This is a genomic window from Bradyrhizobium sp. BR2003, assembly GCF_009720285.1.
Taxonomy (GTDB): Bacteria; Pseudomonadota; Alphaproteobacteria; order Rhizobiales; family Xanthobacteraceae; genus Bradyrhizobium; species Bradyrhizobium elkanii.
The window spans coordinates 79,445-101,435 of record NZ_SMYJ01000015.1 but is presented as its reverse complement, the minus strand read 5'-3'; the positions used below and the strand labels follow the sequence as shown (position 1 = coordinate 101,435).

The 21,991-nt window shown below is 64.1% G+C and carries 17 protein-coding genes and 3 pseudogenes; 13 read left to right on the top strand and 7 right to left on the bottom strand.

Going from position 1 to position 21,991, the window contains the following annotated elements:
• Nucleotides 1-13: 13 nt before the first annotated feature.
• Entirely contained in the window at nt 14-346 is a 333-nt protein-coding gene (locus E2I15_RS10380) for a hypothetical protein (RefSeq protein WP_155262310.1), read from the bottom strand.
• 14 nt (nt 347-360) lie between these two features.
• Here E2I15_RS10380 and E2I15_RS39835 point away from each other — a divergent pair, with 14 nt between their 5' ends.
• Nucleotides 361-453, top strand: a complete 93-nt coding sequence (locus tag E2I15_RS39835) for a hypothetical protein (RefSeq protein ID WP_422109813.1) — start codon at nt 361-363, stop codon at nt 451-453.
• A gap of 414 nt (nt 454-867) precedes the next feature.
• Here the strand turns inward: E2I15_RS39835 and E2I15_RS10375 are convergent, their stop codons facing one another.
• Nucleotides 868-1,263: a helix-turn-helix domain-containing protein gene (locus E2I15_RS10375; protein ID WP_016844123.1), complete on the bottom strand. Its 396-nt coding sequence runs from the start codon at nt 1,261-1,263 to the stop codon at nt 868-870.
• A gap of 622 nt (nt 1,264-1,885) precedes the next feature.
• Here E2I15_RS10375 and E2I15_RS10370 point away from each other — a divergent pair.
• On the top strand, nt 1,886-2,143 hold the full coding sequence (locus E2I15_RS10370; RefSeq protein ID WP_018270462.1) for a hypothetical protein: 258 nt from the start codon (nt 1,886-1,888) through the stop codon (nt 2,141-2,143).
• Nucleotides 2,144-2,192: 49 nt separating this feature from the next.
• Here the strand turns inward: E2I15_RS10370 and E2I15_RS10365 are convergent, their stop codons facing one another.
• The 3 genes from E2I15_RS10365 to E2I15_RS10355 all read right to left on the bottom strand — a co-directional run bounded on the left by E2I15_RS10365 (nt 2,193) and on the right by E2I15_RS10355 (nt 6,505).
• Complete coding sequence (locus tag E2I15_RS10365) at nt 2,193-3,512, bottom strand: dicarboxylate/amino acid:cation symporter (protein WP_137477085.1); 1,320 nt, start codon at nt 3,510-3,512, stop codon at nt 2,193-2,195.
• A gap of 85 nt (nt 3,513-3,597) precedes the next feature.
• Nucleotides 3,598-5,106 carry a sensor histidine kinase gene (locus E2I15_RS10360; protein WP_170991414.1) on the bottom strand — a complete coding sequence of 503 codons (1,509 nt, stop codon included), beginning with the start codon at nt 5,104-5,106 and terminating at the stop codon, nt 3,598-3,600.
• Between the two features lie 124 nt (nt 5,107-5,230).
• Nucleotides 5,231-6,505, bottom strand: coding sequence for a serine hydrolase domain-containing protein (locus tag E2I15_RS10355; protein WP_137477084.1), 1,275 nt, complete (start codon nt 6,503-6,505; stop codon nt 5,231-5,233).
• 169 nt (nt 6,506-6,674) lie between these two features.
• Here E2I15_RS10355 and E2I15_RS10350 point away from each other — a divergent pair, with 169 nt between their 5' ends.
• The 6 genes and pseudogenes from E2I15_RS10350 (at nt 6,675) to E2I15_RS10325 (ending at nt 12,648) form a co-directional block, all read left to right on the top strand.
• Nucleotides 6,675-7,589, top strand: a complete 915-nt coding sequence (locus E2I15_RS10350) for an intradiol ring-cleavage dioxygenase (RefSeq protein WP_137477083.1) — start codon at nt 6,675-6,677, stop codon at nt 7,587-7,589.
• A gap of 343 nt (nt 7,590-7,932) precedes the next feature.
• Nucleotides 7,933-9,243: a CmpA/NrtA family ABC transporter substrate-binding protein gene (locus E2I15_RS10345; protein WP_137477082.1), complete on the top strand. Its 1,311-nt coding sequence runs from the start codon at nt 7,933-7,935 to the stop codon at nt 9,241-9,243.
• A 58-nt stretch (nt 9,244-9,301) separates the two neighbouring features.
• Nucleotides 9,302-10,204 (top strand): nitrate ABC transporter permease, encoded by a 903-nt coding sequence (ntrB, locus tag E2I15_RS10340; protein ID WP_137477081.1) that lies wholly within the window; start codon nt 9,302-9,304, stop codon nt 10,202-10,204.
• Nucleotides 10,205-10,214: 10 nt separating this feature from the next.
• Nucleotides 10,215-11,009 (top strand): ABC transporter ATP-binding protein, encoded by a 795-nt coding sequence (locus E2I15_RS10335; RefSeq protein WP_069276981.1) that lies wholly within the window; start codon nt 10,215-10,217, stop codon nt 11,007-11,009.
• A 115-nt stretch (nt 11,010-11,124) separates the two neighbouring features.
• Nucleotides 11,125-11,552, top strand: a pseudogene (locus tag E2I15_RS10330) (globin family protein).
• A gap of 196 nt (nt 11,553-11,748) precedes the next feature.
• Nucleotides 11,749-12,648, top strand: coding sequence for an SMP-30/gluconolactonase/LRE family protein (locus E2I15_RS10325; RefSeq protein ID WP_170991413.1), 900 nt, complete (start codon nt 11,749-11,751; stop codon nt 12,646-12,648).
• Nucleotides 12,649-12,743: 95 nt separating this feature from the next.
• Here the strand turns inward: E2I15_RS10325 and E2I15_RS10320 are convergent.
• Nucleotides 12,744-13,376, bottom strand: a pseudogene (locus E2I15_RS10320) (substrate-binding domain-containing protein); the annotation flags it as partial.
• Between E2I15_RS10320 and E2I15_RS10315 the strand changes: the two are divergent.
• Nucleotides 13,376-13,909 (top strand): annotated as a pseudogene (locus E2I15_RS10315) (aldehyde dehydrogenase family protein); the annotation flags it as partial. The pseudogenes E2I15_RS10320 and E2I15_RS10315 overlap by 1 nt on opposite strands.
• A 189-nt stretch (nt 13,910-14,098) precedes the next feature.
• Here E2I15_RS10315 and E2I15_RS39830 read toward each other — a convergent pair.
• Nucleotides 14,099-14,422 carry a helix-turn-helix domain-containing protein gene (locus E2I15_RS39830; protein ID WP_137477080.1) on the bottom strand — a complete coding sequence of 108 codons (324 nt, stop codon included), beginning with the start codon at nt 14,420-14,422 and terminating at the stop codon, nt 14,099-14,101.
• A gap of 252 nt (nt 14,423-14,674) precedes the next feature.
• Here E2I15_RS39830 and E2I15_RS10305 point away from each other — a divergent pair, with 252 nt between their 5' ends.
• From E2I15_RS10305 to E2I15_RS10290, 4 genes are all read left to right on the top strand, one after another.
• Nucleotides 14,675-15,514, top strand: a complete 840-nt coding sequence (locus E2I15_RS10305; protein ID WP_137477079.1) for an aldo/keto reductase — start codon at nt 14,675-14,677, stop codon at nt 15,512-15,514.
• A gap of 199 nt (nt 15,515-15,713) precedes the next feature.
• Complete coding sequence (locus E2I15_RS10300) at nt 15,714-16,688, top strand: DMT family transporter (protein WP_422109818.1); 975 nt, start codon at nt 15,714-15,716, stop codon at nt 16,686-16,688.
• A gap of 246 nt (nt 16,689-16,934) precedes the next feature.
• Nucleotides 16,935-20,720, top strand: coding sequence for an autotransporter domain-containing protein (locus E2I15_RS10295; protein WP_137477077.1), 3,786 nt, complete (start codon nt 16,935-16,937; stop codon nt 20,718-20,720).
• Between the two features lie 117 nt (nt 20,721-20,837).
• Complete coding sequence (locus E2I15_RS10290) at nt 20,838-21,920, top strand: zinc-binding dehydrogenase (protein WP_137477076.1); 1,083 nt, start codon at nt 20,838-20,840, stop codon at nt 21,918-21,920.
• The last annotated feature ends 71 nt before the right edge of the window (nt 21,921-21,991 follow it).

The window sequence follows — 21,991 nt, the reverse complement described above, 5'->3', positions numbered from 1 at the left end:
CCCTCCTTGATGATTAGCGATGGTGTCCGCCGTGATGTCCACCGCCGTGATGGCCGCCATGATGTCCGCCGTGATGAGGGCGGTGCCCGTAATGATGCAGGCGATGGTGGAAGTGCGGACGATGATGCCATCCGTGATGGCGCGGTCCGTAATAGCCGTATGCGCCCGGTCGCCAATAGCAGCGGCCCCAGCGATCGCAGACCTGGCGCACCTTGTCGACATTGGACGTTTCGCCCGCGATGTGACCGGCTTGCGGAAGCCCGTTGGGCATCGCGGATGCCGCGCCGGACATCAACGCTGCGCTTCCAAGCGCGGCGAGTCCAATAACGGCAAGCTTGATATTCATCGAGATCTCCTTGGTTGAAGCCTGAAAACGTCCATGCGGGCCACTTCGTTGCTGCGGCAAAAAAGACTGGCTTGTGCACTCGGTTCTGGCGGCGCCGGTTCAACTGAGGAAATGCGGGAGTTATGAGGTCGCCGGATGTGCGGGCGACAATTGGCCGCGCGACAGAATAGCGACGCATTGCGTGCGCCTGCGCTGCGCGAGATGGGCAGTCGGAGCGCGAACTGGAAAAGCGCGGCGCGCATGCGCGGCGATCTGCGCGCATGCTCACGTGGAGCGATGAGATCATGACGCGATGCTCGTCGCCGCTTCATGACCGCGCATCCGGCGCGGGGGACTGAAGCTATCTGCCTGGATCACAAAATCTTGAAAGACAGCAGCGCCTCAAGAAAAAGCGCTGCCATCGGCAATGGCAGCGCTTCGACATCTTCTCGGTCCGACCGGCATGTGCGGCCGCGGCGGCCGGCGGACCGGCCGTTGCGGTGTGGTGGATCGCGTTCGCGGCGCCGCGACCCGATCCGCGCTCAGTCTTCGTTGGCGGCGATCGATTCCATCAGCGACACCAGCTGACGCTGCACCGTCTGATCCTTGATCTTGCTGTAGGCGCGCAGCAACCGGAGGCTGAACGCGCTGTCGAGGAACAGCAGGCTCTCGACTTCGCGAGCCTTGTTGTCGCCGTCGTAGAAGAAGGTGACCGGCACATCCAGCGCCGTCGCGATCTGCTGAAGGCGGGCAGCGCCGACACGGTTGACGCCCTTCTCGTACTTTTGAACCTGCTGGAAGCTGACGCCAAGCTTGTCGCCGAGTTCGGCCTGCGAGATCTTTTGCTCGACACGGCGCAGGCGAATCCGCTTGCCCAACTCAATGTCCGGCTTGCCGGCACTGCGCTGCTTCATCTTCTTTGCTGCTGATCTGTTCATTCTTGTGACCCGTCCTTCAAATCGAGAATCCCTGGCCCGGCTGGGTCAGAGACACGTTCATGATGTACCGCGTTAAGCTCGAGTGGATCGCCAGTTCGTCTGAACTACGAAATCCAGGAAGATCGCGGGATGGTATCCAACCGCAAAAGCGCATCGGAAGCACCCTAGTACCGACTCGGTCGACTACCTGAAGTCGACCGCGCCAAGGTGTCTGTCGACACCCCGCCCTCTACATTTGGCAAAATATTGACCAAACCACAACTAGCGCGAGTTTGATCGACACAGATTTTGCGTACATGCATAATAGGCGTCAATGCACCGTGCCCGTAGTTCTACGGGCGGGTATATTGTACGGGCGTCGTTGCGTGGATGCAACCCCAGCTAGTGCAGCCTGAGGTCGAGAAGCGGCCGGCGAGCGCTTGACTGAATCATCCGGTTTGCAAGAGTTTGACGTAAGTCCAAGTCAGGCTTTCGGAATGTTGCTGGACAATTGCCCAAAAGTTCTCGATCATCTGGAACAAATATGTGCCTACGACAAGCCGGCGAACTCTGGCGGGAGGGGCCAATGAAGCGAAAGAGGGGAAGGCCTCGACTCTACCTCGCGGCTTCGGGAGTTGAAGATATGCCGGTCGCAAACACGGAAGAACGGTTGCTGGCGCTGCTCGCAACGCTGGAGGAATGTCAGGCGTTCCTGACCGACCGGGCGAACACGGAGACGGCGCGGCTGTTGTCCCTTGCCATCCTCGAGCTTCGGATGGAGCTCCACAAGGTGACTGATTCCGAGTTGAAGGCCCTCTGTGACATGATTGCGTCGGACGAGCCCGTCCAGGAACAATCGACGACCCGGCAACTGCCGCCGTATTTGAGGCTGATCAAGTAAGTCGCGCCCCGCGTCACGCGCGGGACGCTGCTCGCTTTGGGCGCGCCGCTCAGCCCGCAGTCACGTCAACCGCCTCGGCGCCTTCGAGCACGCGACGGGCCTTGTCGCGGTCGAGGTCACCTTCCCATGCCGCGACCACGACGGTGGCGACGCAGTTGCCGATCAAATTGCCGACCGCGCGCGCCATGCCGATGAACCAGTCGACCGAGAGCACCAGCACGAGGCCGATCGCCGGGATACTCGGCACGGCGTTGAGCGTCGCTGCCAGGATGACGATCGCCGAGCCGGGTACGCCATGCGCACCCTTCGAGGTGATCAACGACACGCCGAGCACCAGCATCAGGTCGCCGAACGACAGCGGTGTGTTGGTCGCCTGCGCGATGAAGACGACCGCAAGCGTCAGGTAGATCGAGAAGGCGTCGAGGTTGAAGGAATAGCCGGTCGGAATCACGAGGCCGACCACCGAATCCTTGACGCCGAAACGCTCCAGCTTGCGCATCACCTGCGGCAGCACTGCGTCGGACGATGCCGTGGCGACCACGATCATCAGCTCCTCGCGCAGGTAGCCGAGGAACTTGAGGATGTTGATGCCGGCGAGCGCCATCACGGTGCCGAGCACGCCGACCACGAAGATCGCGACCGACACGTAGAACAGCGCGACCAGCGACAGCAGCTGCTTCAGCGAACCGACGCCGTATTTGCCGACCGTATAGGCGACGGCGCCGAGCACGCCGATCGGAGCGAAGCGCACGATCAGGCCCATGGCGCGGAACAGCACGGTCGAGACCGCGTCGATGAAGGAGGAGATCTTCTCGCCCTTGTCGCCGCCGACCAGGGCCAGGCTGACGCCGAAGATGATGGCGAAGAACAACACCTGCAGCACGTCGTTGCGCGACAGCGCGTCGAACGAGGTGGTTGGGATGATGTTGAGCAGGAAGCTGCCGATGCCTTCGCCCTTCAGCTTCTGTGCGTTGCTGGCGTAGTTCCCGAGCGCCTTCGCATCCAGCGTCGAGGTGTCGATGTTCATGCCGTGGCCGGGGCCGAACAGATAGGCGAGCAGCAGGCCGACCACGAGCGCAACCGTCGTCATCGCCTCGAAATAGACCAGCGCCTTGACGCCGACCCGGCCGACCTTCTTGAGGTCGCCGGCACCCGCAATGCCGTGCACGACGACGCAGAACACGATCGGCGCCACGATCATCGAGATCAGCTTCAGGAAGGCATCGCTGAAGATCTTCAACCCGATCGCGAAATCGGGCGCGGCCATGCCGATGACGATGCCGAGCAGCAGCGCGACAAGCACCTGCACGAACAGTGATGTGTAGAGCGGCTTGCGTGCAATTGTCGCTTCCGCTGCGATGGTCGACATGACTTCTCCCTGGTTCCGGCGCCGAACCCGCCCATCGTAGCAACTTGCGTGCCAAGATGTCGCAGGATCGGCCACTCCTGCCCGGTCAGCCGTCGATTTCGAGGGCGCTGGTCACGGTGTAGACGACGCCATGGGGCAGGAAATCCACGGTGGCCTCGCCGCCGAGCTGGTCGCGGGCGCTGCGCTCGATCAGGCGGGAGCCGAAGCCGCGCTGGACCGGCGCGGTGACCGGCGGGCCGCCAGTCTCGGTCCAGATCATCCGCAGCTTCGGTCCGGGGCTCTCGTTGAGGATCTCCCAGTCCAGCGTCACCGTGCCGGTGTCGTTGGACAGCGCGCCATATTTGGCGGCGTTGGTTGCCATCTCATGCAGGATCATCGACAGCACCAAAGCAAGCCGGGGCGACAGCGGTACGCGGGGTCCGAACATCCTGACCCGCTCGGACGTGTTCAAGAGATACGGCCGCAGCACGCGGCTGACCACGTCCTGGAAGTCGGAGCCCTGCCATTTGTCGGTCGAGAGCAGATTGTGCGCCTCGGCGAGCGCGCCGAGCCGCCCCTCGAACTTGTCGCGCTCGGTGCGGCTTGCGCTGCGGAAGGTCTGCGTGGCGATCGATTGCAGGATCGCCAGCGTGTTCTTGACGCGGTGGTTGAGCTCTTCGATCAGCAGGTCGTGCAGCGTCTCGCCGCGCGCGATCGTGGTCGCCATCCGCACCGCAAAGCCGAGCCCGACCAGCAGCAGGACGCCACCGATCACGCTGGTGATCGCCAGCGAGCGCCACAGCGGCGCCACCAGCGAGTTCTCGGCGATCCCCGCGGCGACCGTCCAGCCGGTGACGCGCGACCGGGTGAAACCGGTGATCAGCGCCACGCCTTCCAACGAGACGGTCGGCAGCGTCGCCTCGCGTTGGCGGAACATCTCGGCAAACAGCGATGGCGAGGCGCGCTGGCCGATGGTCGCCTGCGGGTTTGGCACCCGCGCCAGGTTGACGCCGTCGCTGTCGAAGATCGAGATGGTCCAGTCCTGGTTGAGGCGCTGCTTCTCGATGATGGCCTGGAACACCTCGATCGGCGGGCTGAAGGAGATGTCGTAGAGCACCTCGCCGTCGCGCATCACCGGCACCTCGACGGTGATGATCAGCCGCTGCTTCACCGCGCCGAAGAACAGGTTGGAGTATTGCGGCTGCCGCGTCGTGAACACCTTCTCGAGGATCTCGAGATTGTTGCGTGGCGGCAGGCTCGCGGTGTCCGGCGTCAGCGAGGAGAACACCTGGCGTCCGGCGCGGTCCGCCACCAGCACCACGCCGTCCTTGCCGTACTGGTCGATGAAGCCGACCGCGACGCGGCGGAAGTTGTCGAAGTCGCTGTTGCGCAGCGAGTTGGTCAGCGCCAGCACCTGCAGCCCGCCGGTCATGCGCTGCATTTCCGCATCGAGCAGCAGGCGGATGCTGCGCGCCGTTTCCAGCACGCGCTGCGTGGCCGCCTGGCGATCCCGCTGATAATTGTGGAAGACGATCCCGACCGCGAAAATGATCAGCGGCAACATCGTTCCCGCGACCAGAAGCGCGAGACGGACTGGCAATGTCAGTTTCGGCACGATGTCCCCAGGTCGGTGCCCATTTGCTGTGAGCTTAGGGGAGGCGGGAAAATCCGCCAAAGGAAACAGCTGGTTATCGGAAAAGTTCCGCGGCGCACGGTATGCGCCGCGGAATGACGTCATGTCAGAGATTGCTCTCGGTGATCGCGGCGTAGACCATGGTGCGCAGCTCGCGCCGCAGCGGATAGGCGCTCGACGGCAGCACCTGGGTCATGAAGATCGTGATCAGCTCCTCGGCCGGGTCGATGAAGAACGACGTCGTCGCGGCGCCGCCCCAGTTGAATTCGCCCGGGCTGCCGGCGATCAGCGTCTGCGCCGGGTGCATGGTGACGGCGAAGCCGAGGCCGAAGCCGATGCCGTTATAGGCGGCTTCGGCGAACATCGAGCGCGACATCGCCGGCAGGTCGACCCCGCCGGGCAGATGGTTCGAGGTCATCAGCTTCAGCGTCTTCGGGCCGAGCAGCCTGACGCCGCCGAGCTCGCCGCCATTGAGCAGCGCCCGGCAGAAGGTCAGATAGTCGGCCGCAGTCGAGCACAGTCCGCCGCCGCCCGAGATCAGCGAAGGCGGTGCCAGGAACGAGCTGGTGGTCGGATCGTCCTGCAGCGTCAGCGTGCCCTTGCGCTCGGCGGCGAGCGGGTTGAAGCCGCCCTGCGGATCGGCGGAATAGCAGGCGGCAAACCGATGCGCCTTGTCGTCCGGCACGAAGAAATCCGTGTCGTTCATGCCGAGCGGCTTGAAGATGCGCTCCTTCAGGAATTGCTCGAACGGCACACCTGAGATCTTGCCGACGAGATAGCCGAGCACGTCGGTCGAGACCGAGTAGTTCCAGGCTTCGCCCGGCGAGAACTCCAGCGGGATCTTCGCCAGGTCCTCGATCATGCCGTCGAGCGTGCCGGCCTTGATGACTTCGCCGATCTTCTTCTCGCGATAGGCCGCGTCGACATTGGAGCGCTGCTGGAAGCCGTAAGTGAGGCCCGAGGTGTGGCGCAAGAGGTCGACGATCTGCATCGGCCGCGTCGGTGGGCGGGTCAGGAAGGCAGGCGCGGTGCCGGCGACGAACACGCCGAGGTTCTTCCATTCCGGAATGTATTTCGCGACCGGCTCGTCGAGCGCGACCTTGCCTTCCTCGACCAGCATCATGAAGGCGACCGACGTGATCGGCTTGGTCATCGAATAGATGCGGAAGATGGTGTCGTCCCTGACCGGCACCTTGCGCTCGAGATCGGCAAAGCCCTGGACCGTGGAATGCACGATCTTGCCGCGGCGATAGATCAGGACCTGCGTGCCGGGAAAACGGCCGGCATCGATGTAGCGGCTCTTCAGGTGCGCTTCGAGGCGGTTGAGGGCAGTGGTCGACATTCCCGCGGATTCGGGCGAGGCAGGCGTGGGGGCTAGCATCAGGCGTTTCTCCGGCTTGCAAGGCAGCCTTGATAGCCGAAAAGTGTCTGCCGCACCAATCCGCTGCCGCTTACTGGCATTGAGCTGGTGGTGTACGGTCGCCCCTGCAATCGCGCCCCCGAAGGGGCCCAAAATATCTGCCAAGGTATCCGTCAAGGGAAACGCCGAGATGACCCAGTTCAACGAAACCGAGCTCACCGCCGCCGTCATCCGCAGCTTCGACCAGACCCCCGATCCGCGGGCCAAGTTCCTGCTGCAGGAATTGGTGAAGTCGCTGCACGATTATGTGCGCAGGACCGATCTCACCTTCGAGGAATGGGACCACGCGATCGGCTTCCTGACCCGCACCGGGCAGAAGTGCACCGACATCCGCCAGGAGTTCATCCTGCTGTCCGACGTGCTCGGCGTGTCGATGCTGGTCGATGCGGTCAACCATCGCGATCGCGACGGCGCGACCGAGACCACCGTGCTCGGCCCGTTCTACGTCGGCGAGCACAAGGTGACGCCGCACGGCACCGACATCTCGGCAAGCCTGCCCGGCGAGCGCATGTTCGTGCAGAGCCGCGTCACCGACCTCGGCGGCAAGCCGCTGGCCAATGTGCCGGTCGACGTCTGGCACGCGGATGACGACGGATTCTATGACTCGCAGAAGCCGAGCTATGCCACCGAAGGTCCGTCGTCGCGGGCGCGCTTCATCACCGATGCCGACGGTTGCTTCTTCTTCCGCACCATCGTGCCGTGCAGCTATCCGATCCCGACCGATGGCCCGGTCGGGCAGATGATCACGCAGACCAACCGTCACCCGATGCGGCCGGCGCATGTGCACTTCCTGGTCAACGCCAAGGGCTACGAGCCGCTGATCACGCATGTCTTCGTCGAGGGCGACAAATACATCGATTCCGACGTCGTGTTCGGCGTGAAGGATGAATTGATCGCCAAGGTCGAGCGGCGCACCGATCCTGTGATGCCCGATGGCCAGCAATCGGATGGGCCGTGGAGCCTGATGACCTACGAATTCCACGTGAAGCCCGGTGGCGGAATGGCGCCCGCGCCGCTCGGCACCAAGGTCACCGAAGACGCCTGAATGGTTCCCGAACGCTTCTGCTTAATTCTTGTGCGTCGCGTAATAATTAAGCGAACCGCAAATTTTGACAGCGCGCGGAAAATTCGCGCGCGCTGCGACATGTTGCGCAAGGCTTTGCATCGAAATCGATTTTCGCACTGCGGTAGGTTGGCACAAGGCTTGAATAATCATTAGCCGACGCCATTGAAGCCGTCCCTCGAGGCTACCCCATCGGATTTCTGACGCCGCCAGACCGGGGCCTCCCCGGTGCACGCCCTTTTGCGCCCTGCGCGCGTCGCCACCCGAAGGAGGGCGCTCGACGCAAAGCCGCATCACCGCAACGCAACGACGCAAAGGACGACCGATGACCAAGCCCACCAACAAGCCCTCAGGCCGCGCGATCAACCGTCGCCAGTTCCTGAAGGCAACCAGTGGCGCCGCCGCGCTGCTCGCCGCGGCCAAGCTCAACTTTCCCGCTGGTGCATTCGCGGAGGGCGCGGGTCCCGAAGTGAAGGGCGCCAAGCTCGGCTTCATTGCGCTGACCGATGCCTCGCCGCTGTTCGTCGCCAAGGAGAAGGGCATCTTCGCCAAATACGGCATGCCCGACGTCGAGGTCCAGAAGCAGGCCTCGTGGGGCACCACGCGCGACAATCTCGTGCTCGGCTCCGAGGGCAACGGCATCGACGGCGCGCACATCCTGACCCCGATGCCGTATCTGATCTCGGCCGGCAAGGTGACGCAGAACAATCAGCCGACGCCGATGTACATCATGGCGCGGCTCAACCTGAACGGCCAGTGCATCTCGGTCGCCAAGGAATATGCCGATCTCAAGGTCGGCATCGACACCGCGCCGTTCAAGGCGGCGCTGGAGAAGAAGAAAGCTTCCGGCAAGGCAGTGAAGGCCGCGATGACCTTCCCCGGCGGCACGCATGATCTCTGGATCCGCTACTGGCTCGCCGCCGGCGGCATCGATCCCGACAAGGACATCGAGACCATCGTGGTGCCGCCACCGCAGATGGTGGCCAACATGAAGGTCGGCACGATGGACTGCTTCTGCGTCTGCGAACCGTGGAATCTGCAGTTGATCCATCAGAACATCGGCTATACCGCGATCACGACCGGCGAGCTCTGGGACAAGCATCCGGAGAAATCGTTCGGTCTGCGCGCCGCCTGGGTCGACAAGAATCCGAAGGCCGCGAAGGCGCTGCTGATGGCGGTGATGGAAGCCCAGCAGTGGTGCGAGAAGGCGGAGAACCGCGAGGAGGCCGCGGCGATCTGCGCCAAGCGGCAGTGGATCAACTGCCCGGTCGAGGACATCACCGACCGCATGAAGGGCAAGTTCGACTACGGCACCGGCCGCGTGGTCGAGAATTCGCCGCAGCAGATGCGGTTCTGGAGCGACAACGCCTCCTATCCGTATCAGAGCCATGACCTCTGGTTCCTCACCGAGGACATCCGCTGGGGCAAGTACGAGGCAGGCTTCGACACCAAGGCGCTGATCGCCAAGGTGAACCGTGAGGATCTCTGGAAGGAGGCTGCCAAGGAGCTTGGCGTGTCCGACATTCCAGCCTCGACCTCGCGCGGCAAGGAAACCTTCTTCGACGGCAAGGTGTTCGATCCCGCCGATCCCGCCGCCTATCTGAAGTCGTTGTCCATCAAGCGTGTTGACGTCTGATTTGAGCGAGCCGCGCGTGCAGCGCGGCTCTCCCTTTGACCACGGAGATTTTTGTTCAATGTCGATGCCTGCCATGAAGACCGATGTGTCGGCGGTGGCGATCCCGCCGGCCATTGCCGCGGCGCCGGTCGTGACCATGACGCCGAAGCGCGCGCCGCGCGCCGAGGCCTACGCCAGGATGGCGAAGGCGACCGCGGCGCGCGTGGTGCCGCCGCTGATCGTGATCGCGCTGCTGCTCGTGGTGTGGGAGCTGATCTGCCGGCGCGCCGGCTCCAGCCTGCCGCCGCCGTCAAAAGTGTTCAAGGACACCAAGGAGCTGATCCTCGATCCGTTCTTCGACAATGGCGGCATCGACAAGGGTCTGTTCTGGCATCTCTCCGCCAGCCTGCAGCGCGTCGCCTATGGCTATTCGCTCGCGGCGATCGCGGGCATCGCGCTCGGCACGCTGGTCGGACAATCGGTCTGGGCGATGCGCGGGCTCGATCCGCTGTTCCAGGTGCTGCGCACCATCCCGCCGCTCGCCTGGCTGCCGCTGTCGCTCGCCGCGTTCCGCGACGGCCAGCCCTCGGCGATCTTCGTCATCTTCATCACCTCGGTGTGGCCGATCATCATCAACACCGCGGTCGGCATCCGCAACATCCCGCAGGACTACCGCAACGTCGCCGCGGTCGTGCAGCTCAATCCGCTGGAGTTCTTCACCAAGATCATGATCCCGGCGGCCGCGCCCTACATGTTCACCGGCCTGCGCATCGGCATCGGCCTGTCCTGGCTCGCGATCGTCGCCGCGGAAATGCTGATCGGCGGCGTCGGCATCGGCTTCTTCATCTGGGATGCGTGGAATTCCTCGCATATCAGCGAAATCATCCTGGCGCTGTTCTATGTCGGCATCATCGGCTTCGTGCTCGACCGCCTGATCGCAGGGCTGGGCAAGATCGTGACCCGCGGCACGGCGGCGAACTGAGGAGTAAGTCATGCAGGCCTATCTGAAGCTCGATCACATCGACAAGACCTTCACCCGCGGCAGCGCCACCACAGAGGTGCTGAAGGACATCAACCTGACGATCGAGAAGGGCGAATACGTCTCCATCATCGGTCACTCCGGTTGCGGCAAGTCGACCCTGCTCAATATCGTCGCCGGCCTTACCGGCGCCACCAATGGCGGCGTGCTGCTGGAGAACCGCGAGGTCAATTCGCCGGGACCGGATCGGGCCGTGGTGTTCCAGAACCACAGCCTGCTGCCTTGGCTCACCGTCTACGAGAACGTCAAGCTCGGCGTTGACAAGGTGTTTGCAAGGATCAAGAGCAAGGCCGAGCGCGACGCCTGGGTGATGCACAATCTCAGCCTCGTGCAGATGGCGCATGCCAAGGACAAGCGGCCGAGCGAGATCTCGGGCGGCATGAAGCAGCGCGTCGGCATCGCGCGTGCACTCGCGATGGAGCCGAAGGTGCTGCTGCTCGACGAGCCGTTCGGCGCACTCGACGCGCTGACGCGGGCGCATCTGCAGGATTCGGTGATGGCGCTGCACCAGAAGCTCGGCAACACCATCCTGATGATCACCCACGACGTCGACGAGGCGGTGCTGCTGTCGGACCGCATCGTCATGATGACCAACGGTCCGAGCGCGCGGATCGGCGAGGTGCTCGAGGTGCCGTTGGCGCGGCCGCGCAAGCGGCTCGAGCTCGCGACCAATCAAGGCTACCTGAAGTGCCGGCAGCGCGTGCTCGAATTCCTCTATGAGCGCCACAGCTTCGTCGAGGCGGCGTGATGATCACGTCGACGGCAAGCGCGTTTCCGCTTTGAACCGAAACGCCGGACGGGATTACCAATGCTCGCATTTTGAAAAATCGTTTCAGAATTCATTTCAACCGAGGAGAGTCGAGATGAATCCGGCCCAAATCAAGCTGGTTCAGGAAAGCTTTGGCAAGGTCGCGCCGATCTCGGAGCAAGCTGCGGTCATCTTCTACGACCGTCTGTTCGAAGTCGCGCCAGCCGTAAAGGCAATGTTTCCCGCCGACATGAAGGAGCAGCGCAAGAAGTTGATGACGACGCTCGCCGTCGTCGTCAACGGGCTGAGCAATCTCGACACGATTTTGCCGGCCGCGAGTGCACTCGCCAAGCGTCATGTCAACTATGGCGCGAGGCCCGAGCATTATCCGGTGGTCGGCGGCGCGTTGCTCTGGACCTTGGAGAAGGGCCTTGGCCCCGCCTGGACGCCTGATGTCGCCGCCGCATGGACCGCGGCCTACGGCACGCTGTCGGGCTATATATGATCTCGGAAGCCTACGGCCCGGCGCAGCCGACCGAGTAGGAAAACGTCGTAAGCACAGGACGGCCGTCCAACCGTCATTGCGAGAAACGAAGTGACGAAGCAATCCATCTTGCCACGCATGGAGGTATGGATTGCTTCGCTTCGCTCGTAATGACGTGGTGGGCTTTCGGGTATTCGACGGCGCCAACAATCTTCTCTATGGTCCACCCCGTTCCGCCAACGGGTGAACCAAAAAATGATGTTCCTGGAAACGCCGCCGAAACTGATCCCGACCGAAATCTTCTCCGCGGTTCCCGCCGAATTCCGCCGCAAGGTGGCGAGCGAATGGGCCGACGCCAACCGGCCGGGTGCGGTGACGGACTGCTTCATCGAGGGACCGTCCTTCGACGCGTCAGGCAATCTCTACATCGTCGACATTCCGTTCGGCCGCATCTTCAGGATCGCGCCGGACAAGTCATGGACGCAGGTCGCCGAATATGACGGCTGGCCGAACGGGCTGAAGATCGATCCGATGGGCCGCATCCTGATCGCCGACTATCGGCACGGGCTGATGGAGCTCGATGCCAAATCGGGCGAGGTCACGCCGCTGCTGCGCTCGCGCAATTCGGAATCGTTCCGCGGCTGCAACGACCTGCACATCGCCTCGAACGGCGACATCTATTTCACCGATCAGGGCCAGACCGGACTGCACGATCCGACCGGCCGCGTCTATCGGCTGCGGGTGAGCGGCGCGCTCGATTGCCTGATCGACACCGGCATCAGCCCGAACGGCCTGGTGCTCGATCCGCACGAGGCGGTGCTGTTCGTCGCCATGACGCGCGACAATGCGGTCTGGCGCGCGCCGTTCATGAAGGACGGCAGCGTCTCCAAGGTCGGCCGCTTCTGCTCGCTGTTCGGCCCGAGCGGGCCCGACGGCATGACGATGGACGCCGCCGGTCGGCTGTTCGTCGCGCACGCCTCGCTCGGCCACGTCTTCGTGTTCGCGCCGAACGGCGAGTGCATCGCGCGGATCAAGTCCTGCGCCGGGCCGAGCTGCACCAACGTCGCGATCGGCGGCGCCAACTGCGACCGTCTTTACATCACGGAGTCGGTGACGGGCTCGGTGCTGGTCGCCGACATCGGCGGCCTCGGCTAGATATCTTCCTGTCTGTCGATCCTCGTCAATCGTACCTGGCGCGAGTCCCGAAGGATCGACGGCCACCAGGTCGGCCGCACGTCGGGTGTGGCTGATCAGCGGTCCGAATGCACCTTCTCGAGAAACTCCTTCACGCCGCTGACGGCGCCGGTGTTGGAGACGACATAGCCGGGAAGGGCGCCCACCGCCTTGTGGAACTCGCTGCTCTTCATGATGTCGAGCACCCGCTGCATCGGCTCGGTCTCGAGGAAGGCGCGCTTGCAGACGAAAAAATGATCTTCCGTGAGCAGGCGGATGAAATCGAGCCCGAACTGCCGCGCGGCGGCCTCGACGCCGAAGCTCGCATCCGCCATGCCGCTGGCGACATAGGCGGCGACCGCTGCATGGGTGAATTCCATGTGCTGGGCGCCGTTGATCCGCCCTTCCGGGATCTTGTGCAGCGCCAGCAATTGATCGAACAGCAGCCGCGTGCCGGAATCATGGTCGCGGTTGACGAAACGGGCCTTGCGCTCGACCAGGTCCTTCAGCGATGTGATCTTCAGCGGGTTGCCGCGCTTGACCATTAGGCCCATCTCGCGCGTCACGAAATTGATGACGCGGTCCTCGCGCGGATCGAGCCATTCGCGGCAGGCCTTGATGCCTTGCGCGCGCAGTTCGCCGCGCGGCAGATGCACGCCGGAGAGATCGCAGGCGCCCTGCGCCAGCGAGACCAGCGAGTTCTGGTTGCTGCACAGTGGTGATGAAGCCGGCCGAGCTGACCTCGCTGTCGGCGCTCAGGATCGGCGAGCTTGCGCTGGAGGCCGGGTTGCCGAAGGGCGTGCTCAACATCGTGACTGGGCCCGGCCGCATCGTTGGCCATGCGCTGGTCAATCATCCCGATGTCGACAAGGTGACGTTCACCGGTTCGCCCGGCGTCGGCCGCGGCATCATGAAGGGCGCCGCCGGCAACTTCAAACGGGTCTCGCTCGAGCTCGGCGGCAAGTCCGCCAATGTGATCTTCGACGATGCCAATCTCGAAGCCGCTGCCAAGGCCGCGGCTGCCGGTATCTTCTTCAACGCCGGGCAGGTCTGCTCGGCCGGCTCGCGCGTGCTGGTGCAGGAGAACGCCTATGACGAGGTGGTCGAGCGTCGGGTCGCCCGCGCCGAGGCATTGCGGATGGGCGATCCCGCAGATCGCGCCACTGCACTTGGGCCGGTCATCTCCGAGAAGCAGATGCGCTCGATCCTCGATTATGTCGAGATCGGCAAACATGAGGGCGCGCTGCGGTCAGCCACCTCGATCGGCCGATTTGCCAAGGAAACACGGCCTTCGATGAAGCTCGCGGGGCTGCCGCCCCTCTTGCCGCGGCAGCCCGCCTGCTCTTGGCGCGCGGCAAATAGCGCCGCCAGTTGAAGTCCGTGGTGCGTCTGAGTTGGGCATAGATGAAGCGGTAGATGGTCTCGTGGCAGATCACCTTGCGCCCGTACTCGCGCGCCAGCCGGCCAGCGACCTGCTCGGGCGACCAGCCCCGGCGAAGGCGTTCCAACACCGCGCGGCGCAGGCCGGGCTCCCGTTCGAGGCGTCCGCCCGTCCAGCGCCGCGCGCGCATCTGGTGCTGGGCATAGTTGGCTTGTAGCCGACCTGGCTCCCCCGATTGCGCCTCAGCTCCCGAGAGATCGTTGATGGCGAGCGATCCAGAGCTGCCGCGATTTGCCGGACCGAGCGGCCATTGGCCGATAGGCAGGCAATCTCGCATCGGTCGTCCAGAGAGAGCTGTTTGTAAGTCCGCCCCATGGCAACACCTCCTCAAGGAAGTGTTGCACTTCGTTTGTGAACTCAGGGGACCCATAACCACGAATATCTGTTGTTGCACACGGGCGGAATGACGAGTCCCGCCAACAATGACTGTTGCGGAGTGTGGGTCCCGGCCTTCCCCGGGACGACGCTGTGAAAATATCGCCGGGACGTCGATGTGGAGACATGGTCTTCCGTTTGCTTTATCGTCGTGCGCGGGATCAAAGGCGAACCACGCAGAACGAGGCGATCGTGCAGACAAAAAAATTCGGCAACAACGGCCCGCAAGTCTCGGTGATCGGGCAAGGCACCTGGTATCTCGATCGCGGTGACCGCAAGGCGGCTGTCGCTGCGCTGAAGCGCGGCATCGATGCCGGCATGACGCATATCGACACCGCCGAGATGTATGGCGACGCCGAGCTTGTGATCGCGGATGCGATGTCAGGCCGCCGCGACGAGCTGTTCCTGGTCTCGAAAGTCCTGCCGAGCAACGCCTCGCGGCGCGGCACCATCACCGCTTGCGAGCGCTCGCTGAAGCGGCTGAAGACCGATCGCCTCGATTGCTATCTGTTGCACTGGCGCGGAACCACTCCGCTCGCCGAGACGGTCGCGGCGTTCGACGAATTGATCGCGGCCGGCAAGATCCGCGCCTGGGGCGTCAGCAATTTCGACACCGAGGATCTCGACGAACTGCTCGATGTCGCGGGTGAGGGCACGATCGCCTGCAACCAGGTGCTCTACCATCTGCAGGAGCGCGCCATCGAGCATGCCGTGATCCCGTGGTGCGAGCAGCACGGCGTCGCCGTCGTCGCCTACTCGCCGTTCGGTCACAATGATTTTCCCGCGCCATCGAGCAAGGCCGGCGCGGTGCTGCAATCGATTGCGCAGGCGCACAAGGCGACGCCGCGCCAGGTCGCGCTGAGCTTCCTGACGCGGCTGCCGTCGGTGCTCGCGATCCCGAAGGCGTCGAACGCGGAACACGCAGCCGAGAATGCTGCCGCCGGCAAGCTCGAGCTCAGCGGCGATGAACTCGCCGCGCTCGATGCCGCGTTCCCGCGCGGGCCGAAGCCGCGCTCGCTGCCGATGCTCTGAGCGCGTTCCGCTCCACACAGTTCTTAACAAACTGTTGCAGTTGCGGCGGCACACAGTCTGCGGTGGGCGGTCGCGCGCGCTGGTGCATATCGGAGTCCCGTTTTCGGGCATTGTTCTTGCGGCAGAATTGGCGTTTTGTACGAGCTGCAGATTCCCTTTATTTGCCTTCGAGATTGCCGTGACACCGCCCCCCGCAGCCGTGGCCGCCAGGCTGGACAGCGTTCCCCTTTCATTGCCCGCAAAGACCGCGCCCGCAGCGACAAGCAAGGCGCCCGCCCGCACCGACCGGCCGTTCAAGGGCATCGCGCTGATCCTGCTGTCGACCGTGTTCCTGGGCACCTCCGACGTCACGGCAAAATATCTCTCCTCCACGCTGCCCTCGATCGAGATCGCCTGGATCCGCTTCCTGGTGTTCGCGATGATCATGACGCCGGCGATGCTGCCGGGCTCGCCGCTGTTCGCGCTGCGCAGCAGCCGTCGGCTGCACGTGCTGCGCGGCGCCGCATTGCTCGGTTCCTCGCTGATCTTCATCACGGGGCTCGGCTTCCTGCCGATCGCCGAAGCCTCCGCCACCAGCTTCGTCTCGCCGCTGTTCGTCACCGCGCTGTCGATCGCTTTCCTCGGTGAGAGGGTCGGCATGCGACGCTGGATCGCGACCGCGGTCGGCCTCGCCGGCGTGTTCATCATCCTGCGGCCGGGCACCAGCGCGTTCCATCCCGCCGCGATCTTCCCGCTCGTTTCCGCGCTGGCCTGGGCCGGCACGCTGATCCTGACGCGCATGATGAGCGGCAGCGAGCGCCCGATCACAGTGATGACCTATTCGTCCATTGTCGGCGTCGCCATCGTCAGCGCGCTGGTGCCGTTCGTCTGGGTCACGCCGACTTGGCACGACATCATGTTCGGCATCCTGATCGGCGTTGCGTCCACCGTCGGACAGTGGATCGTGGTGCTGGCATTCCGCTATGGCGATGCCTCGGTGCTGGCGCCGTTCTCCTACACGCAGCTGCTGTGGGTCAGCATCCTCGGCTTCCTGATCTTCGGCGAAGTGCCCGACAGCTGGACCATCCTCGGCGCCGGCTTCATCGTCGCCTCGGGCCTTTACACCGCGCATCGCGAGCGCGTCCGACGGTCGCAGCTGCTGACCGTGGCCAGCGAGCCGTCGCCGAACGCCTGAGCGTCCGGACGAAATCGTGCGTTGGTTGCGAAGCCGGCTTCAACTAGCGTTGCGCGGGTACAACAGTCGGGCCAGAATCTTTGATCTCGAGTCGCTGAACCACCGGATTTCGGAAACAATCGGCAACCTCGCGGTTCGCCGCATGCTAACCCTAGCCCCAAGAGCGCCGCAGAGCGTTTGGGGGTTGGGTACGTGCATTTTGGTTTGTTCTTTTTTCTGTCAGGCGGTCGGTCGTCTCGCGCTGCGATGGCCTTGGCACTCTGTGCCCTGACCACCGCAATCGCGTCACCGACCGGTTCGGCACGAGCGCAGAGCTACACTTGGGGCGGCACGGGCAGCTCCGGAGCAACGCCGGACTACAATCTCGCAACCAACTGGTCCAATCCGCCGGTGGGCGCGCCACCGGTGAACAATGGCCAGGGAGCCATTTTCGACGCGACTGGATCGGCCACTGTCGATGTGACAAGCGCAGTCACGCCCTATTTATGGACGTTCACCGCAAACTCGCAATCATATGTGGTGAGCGGAGCCGACATCAATTTCGGCTCAGCAGCCTGGGGCATCTTCAATTTTGCCAACTCGAATCAGACGATTTCAATCTCCAACAACATTGGCGAAACAACTCCTGTTGCCCAAGTTCAGCAACTCGGCGCGAGCACGCTCGTCTTGTCCGGCCACAACAGCTATTCTGGCGGCACGCTGATCTCGGCCGGCACCGTGCAGGTGACCAATGCGGATTCGGTCGGCACCGGCACCATCAAGCTCAATGGCGGCACCTTCCAGATGCAGTCGGCGACAGTCTCGAGCGTCGCCTTCTCCAACAGCATCGCGGTCAATGCGGCCGGCGGCACGGTCGATGCGAACGGTGCCCAGGTCAATCTCCAGGGCGTGATCGCCGACGGTGCCGGCGCCGGCGTTCTGCGCCTTATCGACTCGTCGGCGTCCGGTTTCTCCAACGTGCAGCTCTCCGGCGCCAACACCTATTCCGGCGGCACGCTGGTGGTCGATACGACCGTCGTCGTCGGCAACAACAACTCGGTCGGGTCGGGCACCGTCACGCTCGACAATGCCTCGTTTCAGGCCGATGGTCTCGGCAACCTGACTTTCGCCAACAACTTTAAGATCAACACGTCGGCCATTGGCAGCGCGATCGACGCCAATGGTGTGACGCTCACGATCGCCGGCAACATTGCCGACGGCAACGGCCCCGGCAAGCTGACTGTGCTGGACAATTCGGGCGGTCTCGGCCGCGTGGTGCTAACAGGCACCAACACCTACACCGGCGGCACCACGATCTGCGATTGCGCGACCTTGCAACTCGGCGACGCCAGCCACATTGCCTCGATCGTCGGCGAGGTCGCCGTCGACGGCAAGTTCGACATCGTCAATGCCAACACGGCCGGAATCACCAAGATCGTCAACGACGGCTTCAACGGAATTGCCACGACGGCGTTCTACAATTCCACCACGGCGTCGACGGCGACGATCGTCAACCAGAATTTCGGCATCACGGAGTTTCGCGACAGCAGCACCGCGGGCAATGCCACCGTGAGCAACACCAATGGTGCGCTCACGATCTTCCGCGACACCAGTTCTGCCGGCAACGCCAAGTTTGACAACAGCAATGGCGGCACCCTGGTATTTGGCGATGCGCTTGGACCTCCTGGTGGCTTGGACGCCAGCACGGCCGGCAAGGCCGTGATCCACAATCATGATGGTGCCGGCACAGTGTTCCTGGGGCACACCAATGCGGGCCAGGCCAAGATCACCAATGGCGACAACGGCGGCGGGTCGCTGTTCTTCGAGTTCTCGTCGGCCGCATCCTCGACGATCACAACGACGGCCACCGGCTTTACCAATTTCTACCAGAACAGCACTGCGGCGAACGCGACGATCGACAACAGCGGCCTGACCTATTTCGGCACGTCCGGTCTCAGCCTGACGGAGGCGCCGACCGCGGGCAACGCGACGATCACCAACCGCTCCGGCGGCACGCTGGTCTTCGACGTCTACGCAACGGCCGGCAACGCCACGATCACGACCGAGAGTGGGGCCAGCGTCACGTTCCTCGGCAATTCGACCGGCGGCACTGCGCAGTTCATCACTCAAGGCACTGGCTATGTGGACTTCGGCGGCAGCCTTGGGCCGAACGGCGACGGCCGCATCACAGCAGGCTCGATCGCGGGCTCCGGCGCCTACTATATCGGCGGCGGCAACACGCTCGTCGTCGGAGGCAACAATCTTTCGACTGTCGTCAGCGGCGTGATCGCGGATTCCGATCCCTGCGGTTGCGGTCCGACCGGTCCCGCCAATTTCGAGAAGACCGGCAGCGGCACCCTGACGCTGTCCGGTGTCAACAGCTATACCGGCACCACGACGGTCAACGGCGGCATTCTTCAGGTCGACGGCTCGATCGCCTCGTCGAGCCTCACCACGGTGAATGCCGGCGGCGCGCTCTCCGGCGTCGGCACCGTCGGCAATACGACGATTGCAAGCGGCGGCATCCTCTTGCCCGGCAATGCGACGCCAGGCACCTTCCTGAACGTGGCAGGAAATCTCGCGTTCCAGTCGGGCGCACTGTACCTCGTCGCGCTCAGTTCGACGGCGTCGACCTTTGCCAAGGTGACCGGCACCGCGACGCTGGCCGGATCGGTCGGCGTCAGCGTCGCCGCCGGCAGTACGATCGCCAAGCAATACACCATCCTGTCGGCGGCCGGCGGCCGCAGCGGCACGTTTGCGGGTGTCGATTCAACCGGGCTGCCGTCGAACCTCGTCGCGACGCTCGGCTATGACGCGAGCAACGCCTATCTGAACTTCACGCTCGATTACGGCGCGAAGTCGAAGCTGAACGTCAATCAGCAGAACGTCGCCACCACGCTGCAGAACTTCTTCAACGCCAATGGCGGTATCAACGCGGTGTTCGCCGGACTGTCGCCGAACGGCCTGACGCAGGCCTCGGGTGAGGGCGCGACCGGCTCGCAGCAGGCGACGTTCAACGCGATGGGCCTGTTCCTCGGTCTGCTGACCGATCCGTTCGTCGCCGGGCGTGATGGTGGCTTCGGCGGCGGCGCGGGGACGACGCCGTTCACCGAGGAGAGCACGCCGCTCGCCTATGCGGCGCGCAAGACCGAACCGCGCGATGCGCTGGCCGCGATTCACACCAAGGCGCCGCCACTGCAGCCGAGCTTCGAGCAGCGCTGGAGCGTTTGGGTGGCGGGTTATGGCGGCTCGCAGACCACCAGCGGCAATGCGGTGCTGGGCTCGAACAACACCAGCAGCAGCCTCTATGGCACCGCGGTCGGCGCCGACTACCGCCTGTCGCCGAACACCATTGCTGGCTTTGCGCTCGCCGGCGGCGCCACCAGCTTCAGCGTCAACGGTCTCGGCTGGGGCCGCTCCGATCTGTTCCAGGCCGGCGCGTTCGTTCGCCACAGCGTCGGCGCGGCGTACTTAAGCGCGGCGCTCGCCTATGGCTGGCAGGATGTCACAACCGACCGCATCGTCACCGCGGCCGGCGCCGATCACCTGCGCGCCAACTTCAATGCCAATGCGTGGTCGGGCCGGCTCGAGGGCGGCTATCGCCATGCCACGCCGTGGATCGGGCTGACGCCTTACGCGGCGGCACAGTTCACGAGCTTCGAGCTGCCGGCCTATGCGGAGAGCATGGTTTCCGGCGGCGGCGCCTTCGCGCTGAATTATGCAGCGAAGAGCGTCACCGACGTCAGGAGCGAACTCGGCCTGCGCTCCGACAAGTCGTTCGCGGTCGATGGCGGCATCTTCACGCTGCGCGGCCGCGTCGCCTGGGCGCATGATTTCAATCCGGACCGCGCCGTCGGTGCGGTGTTCCAGACGCTGCCCGGCGCGGCCTTCGTGGTCAACGGTGCGGCGCAGGCCAGCGACTCGGTGCTGACCACGGCCTCCGCCGAGCTGAGGTGGCGCAACGGCTGGTCGGCCGCCGCGACCTTCGAAGGCGAATTCTCCAACGTGACACAGTCTTTCGCCGGCAAGGGCGTTATGCGCTATACGTGGTGACCCTCCGTGCTATAGCCTCCTGCGGCGAAAGCCTGTCCCGGACGTGATCCGCGACGGCATTTCGCGGGACGAAATACGCATCAAAATGAGTGGGACAAAACCCACGCGGGAGGGAATATGCGCGCAGCGATTTTCAGGAACGGCGAGATTGTCGTCGACCGGTTGCCCGAGCCGAAGCCCGGCGCCGGCCAGGTGCTGGTCAAATCACTCGCCTGCGGCATCTGCGGATCCGATCTGCACGCACGCAAGCATGCCCACCGCATGGTCGAGTTGAGCAAGTTCCTGCCCGGTCGCACGCCGATGGATCTGTCGCGCGACGTCGTGTTCGGGCACGAGTTCTGCTGCGAGGTTCTCGATTACGGCCCGAACACCACGCGCAAGCTGAAGCCAGGCACGCGCGTGTGCTCGCTGCCGGCGCTGCTGACGCCGGAGGGCCCAAAGGGTATCGGCTATTCCAACGACTATCTCGGCGGCTATGCCGAGCAGATGCTGCTCAGCGAGCCGCTGCTGCTCGAAGTGCCGAACGGGCTTGCGGCCGAGCACGCCGCGCTCACCGAGCCGCTTGCGGTCGGCGTGCATGCGGTGGCGATGGCCAATATCCATGGCGGCGAGGTACCGCTGGTGATCGGCTGCGGGCCAGTCGGGCTGGCGGTGATCGCCGCGCTGAAGATCAGGGGGCTCGGACCGATCGTTGCTGCCGATTATTCGCCGGCGCGGCGCCTGCTCGCCGAGAAGATGGGCGCCGATGTGGTGGTCGATCCCGCCAAGACGCAGCCCTATGCGAGCTGGGCCGAGCACGCCCAGATGACCGACGCGGAGAAGGCGGCGCGTCCGCCGATGCAGGCGCTGTTGCCACCGCTGAAGCCTGCGCTGATTTTCGAATGCGTCGGCGTGCCCGGCGTGCTGCAGCAGGTGTTCGAGGGCGCCCCGCGCAGCGCCCGTGTCGTCGTGGTCGGCGTCTGCATGGAGACCGACAAGTCCGAGCCGATGCTCGGCATCATCAAGGAGCTCAACGTCCAGTACGTGCTCGGCTATACGCCCGAGGAATTTGCCTATTCGCTGCGCCTGATCGCGGAAGGCCAGGTGGATGCCGCCTCGCTCGTCACCGGCCGTGTCGGCATCGACGGCGTCGCGCAGGCCTTTGCCGATCTCGCCAATCCCGAGGCGCACACCAAGATCCTGGTCGAGCCGTGGCGATAACTTGGCGTTGAACCTGACGCTAAACTGATGGCGATGGGCACGGTTTGCATTTCGTGATGCCGAACCTATAG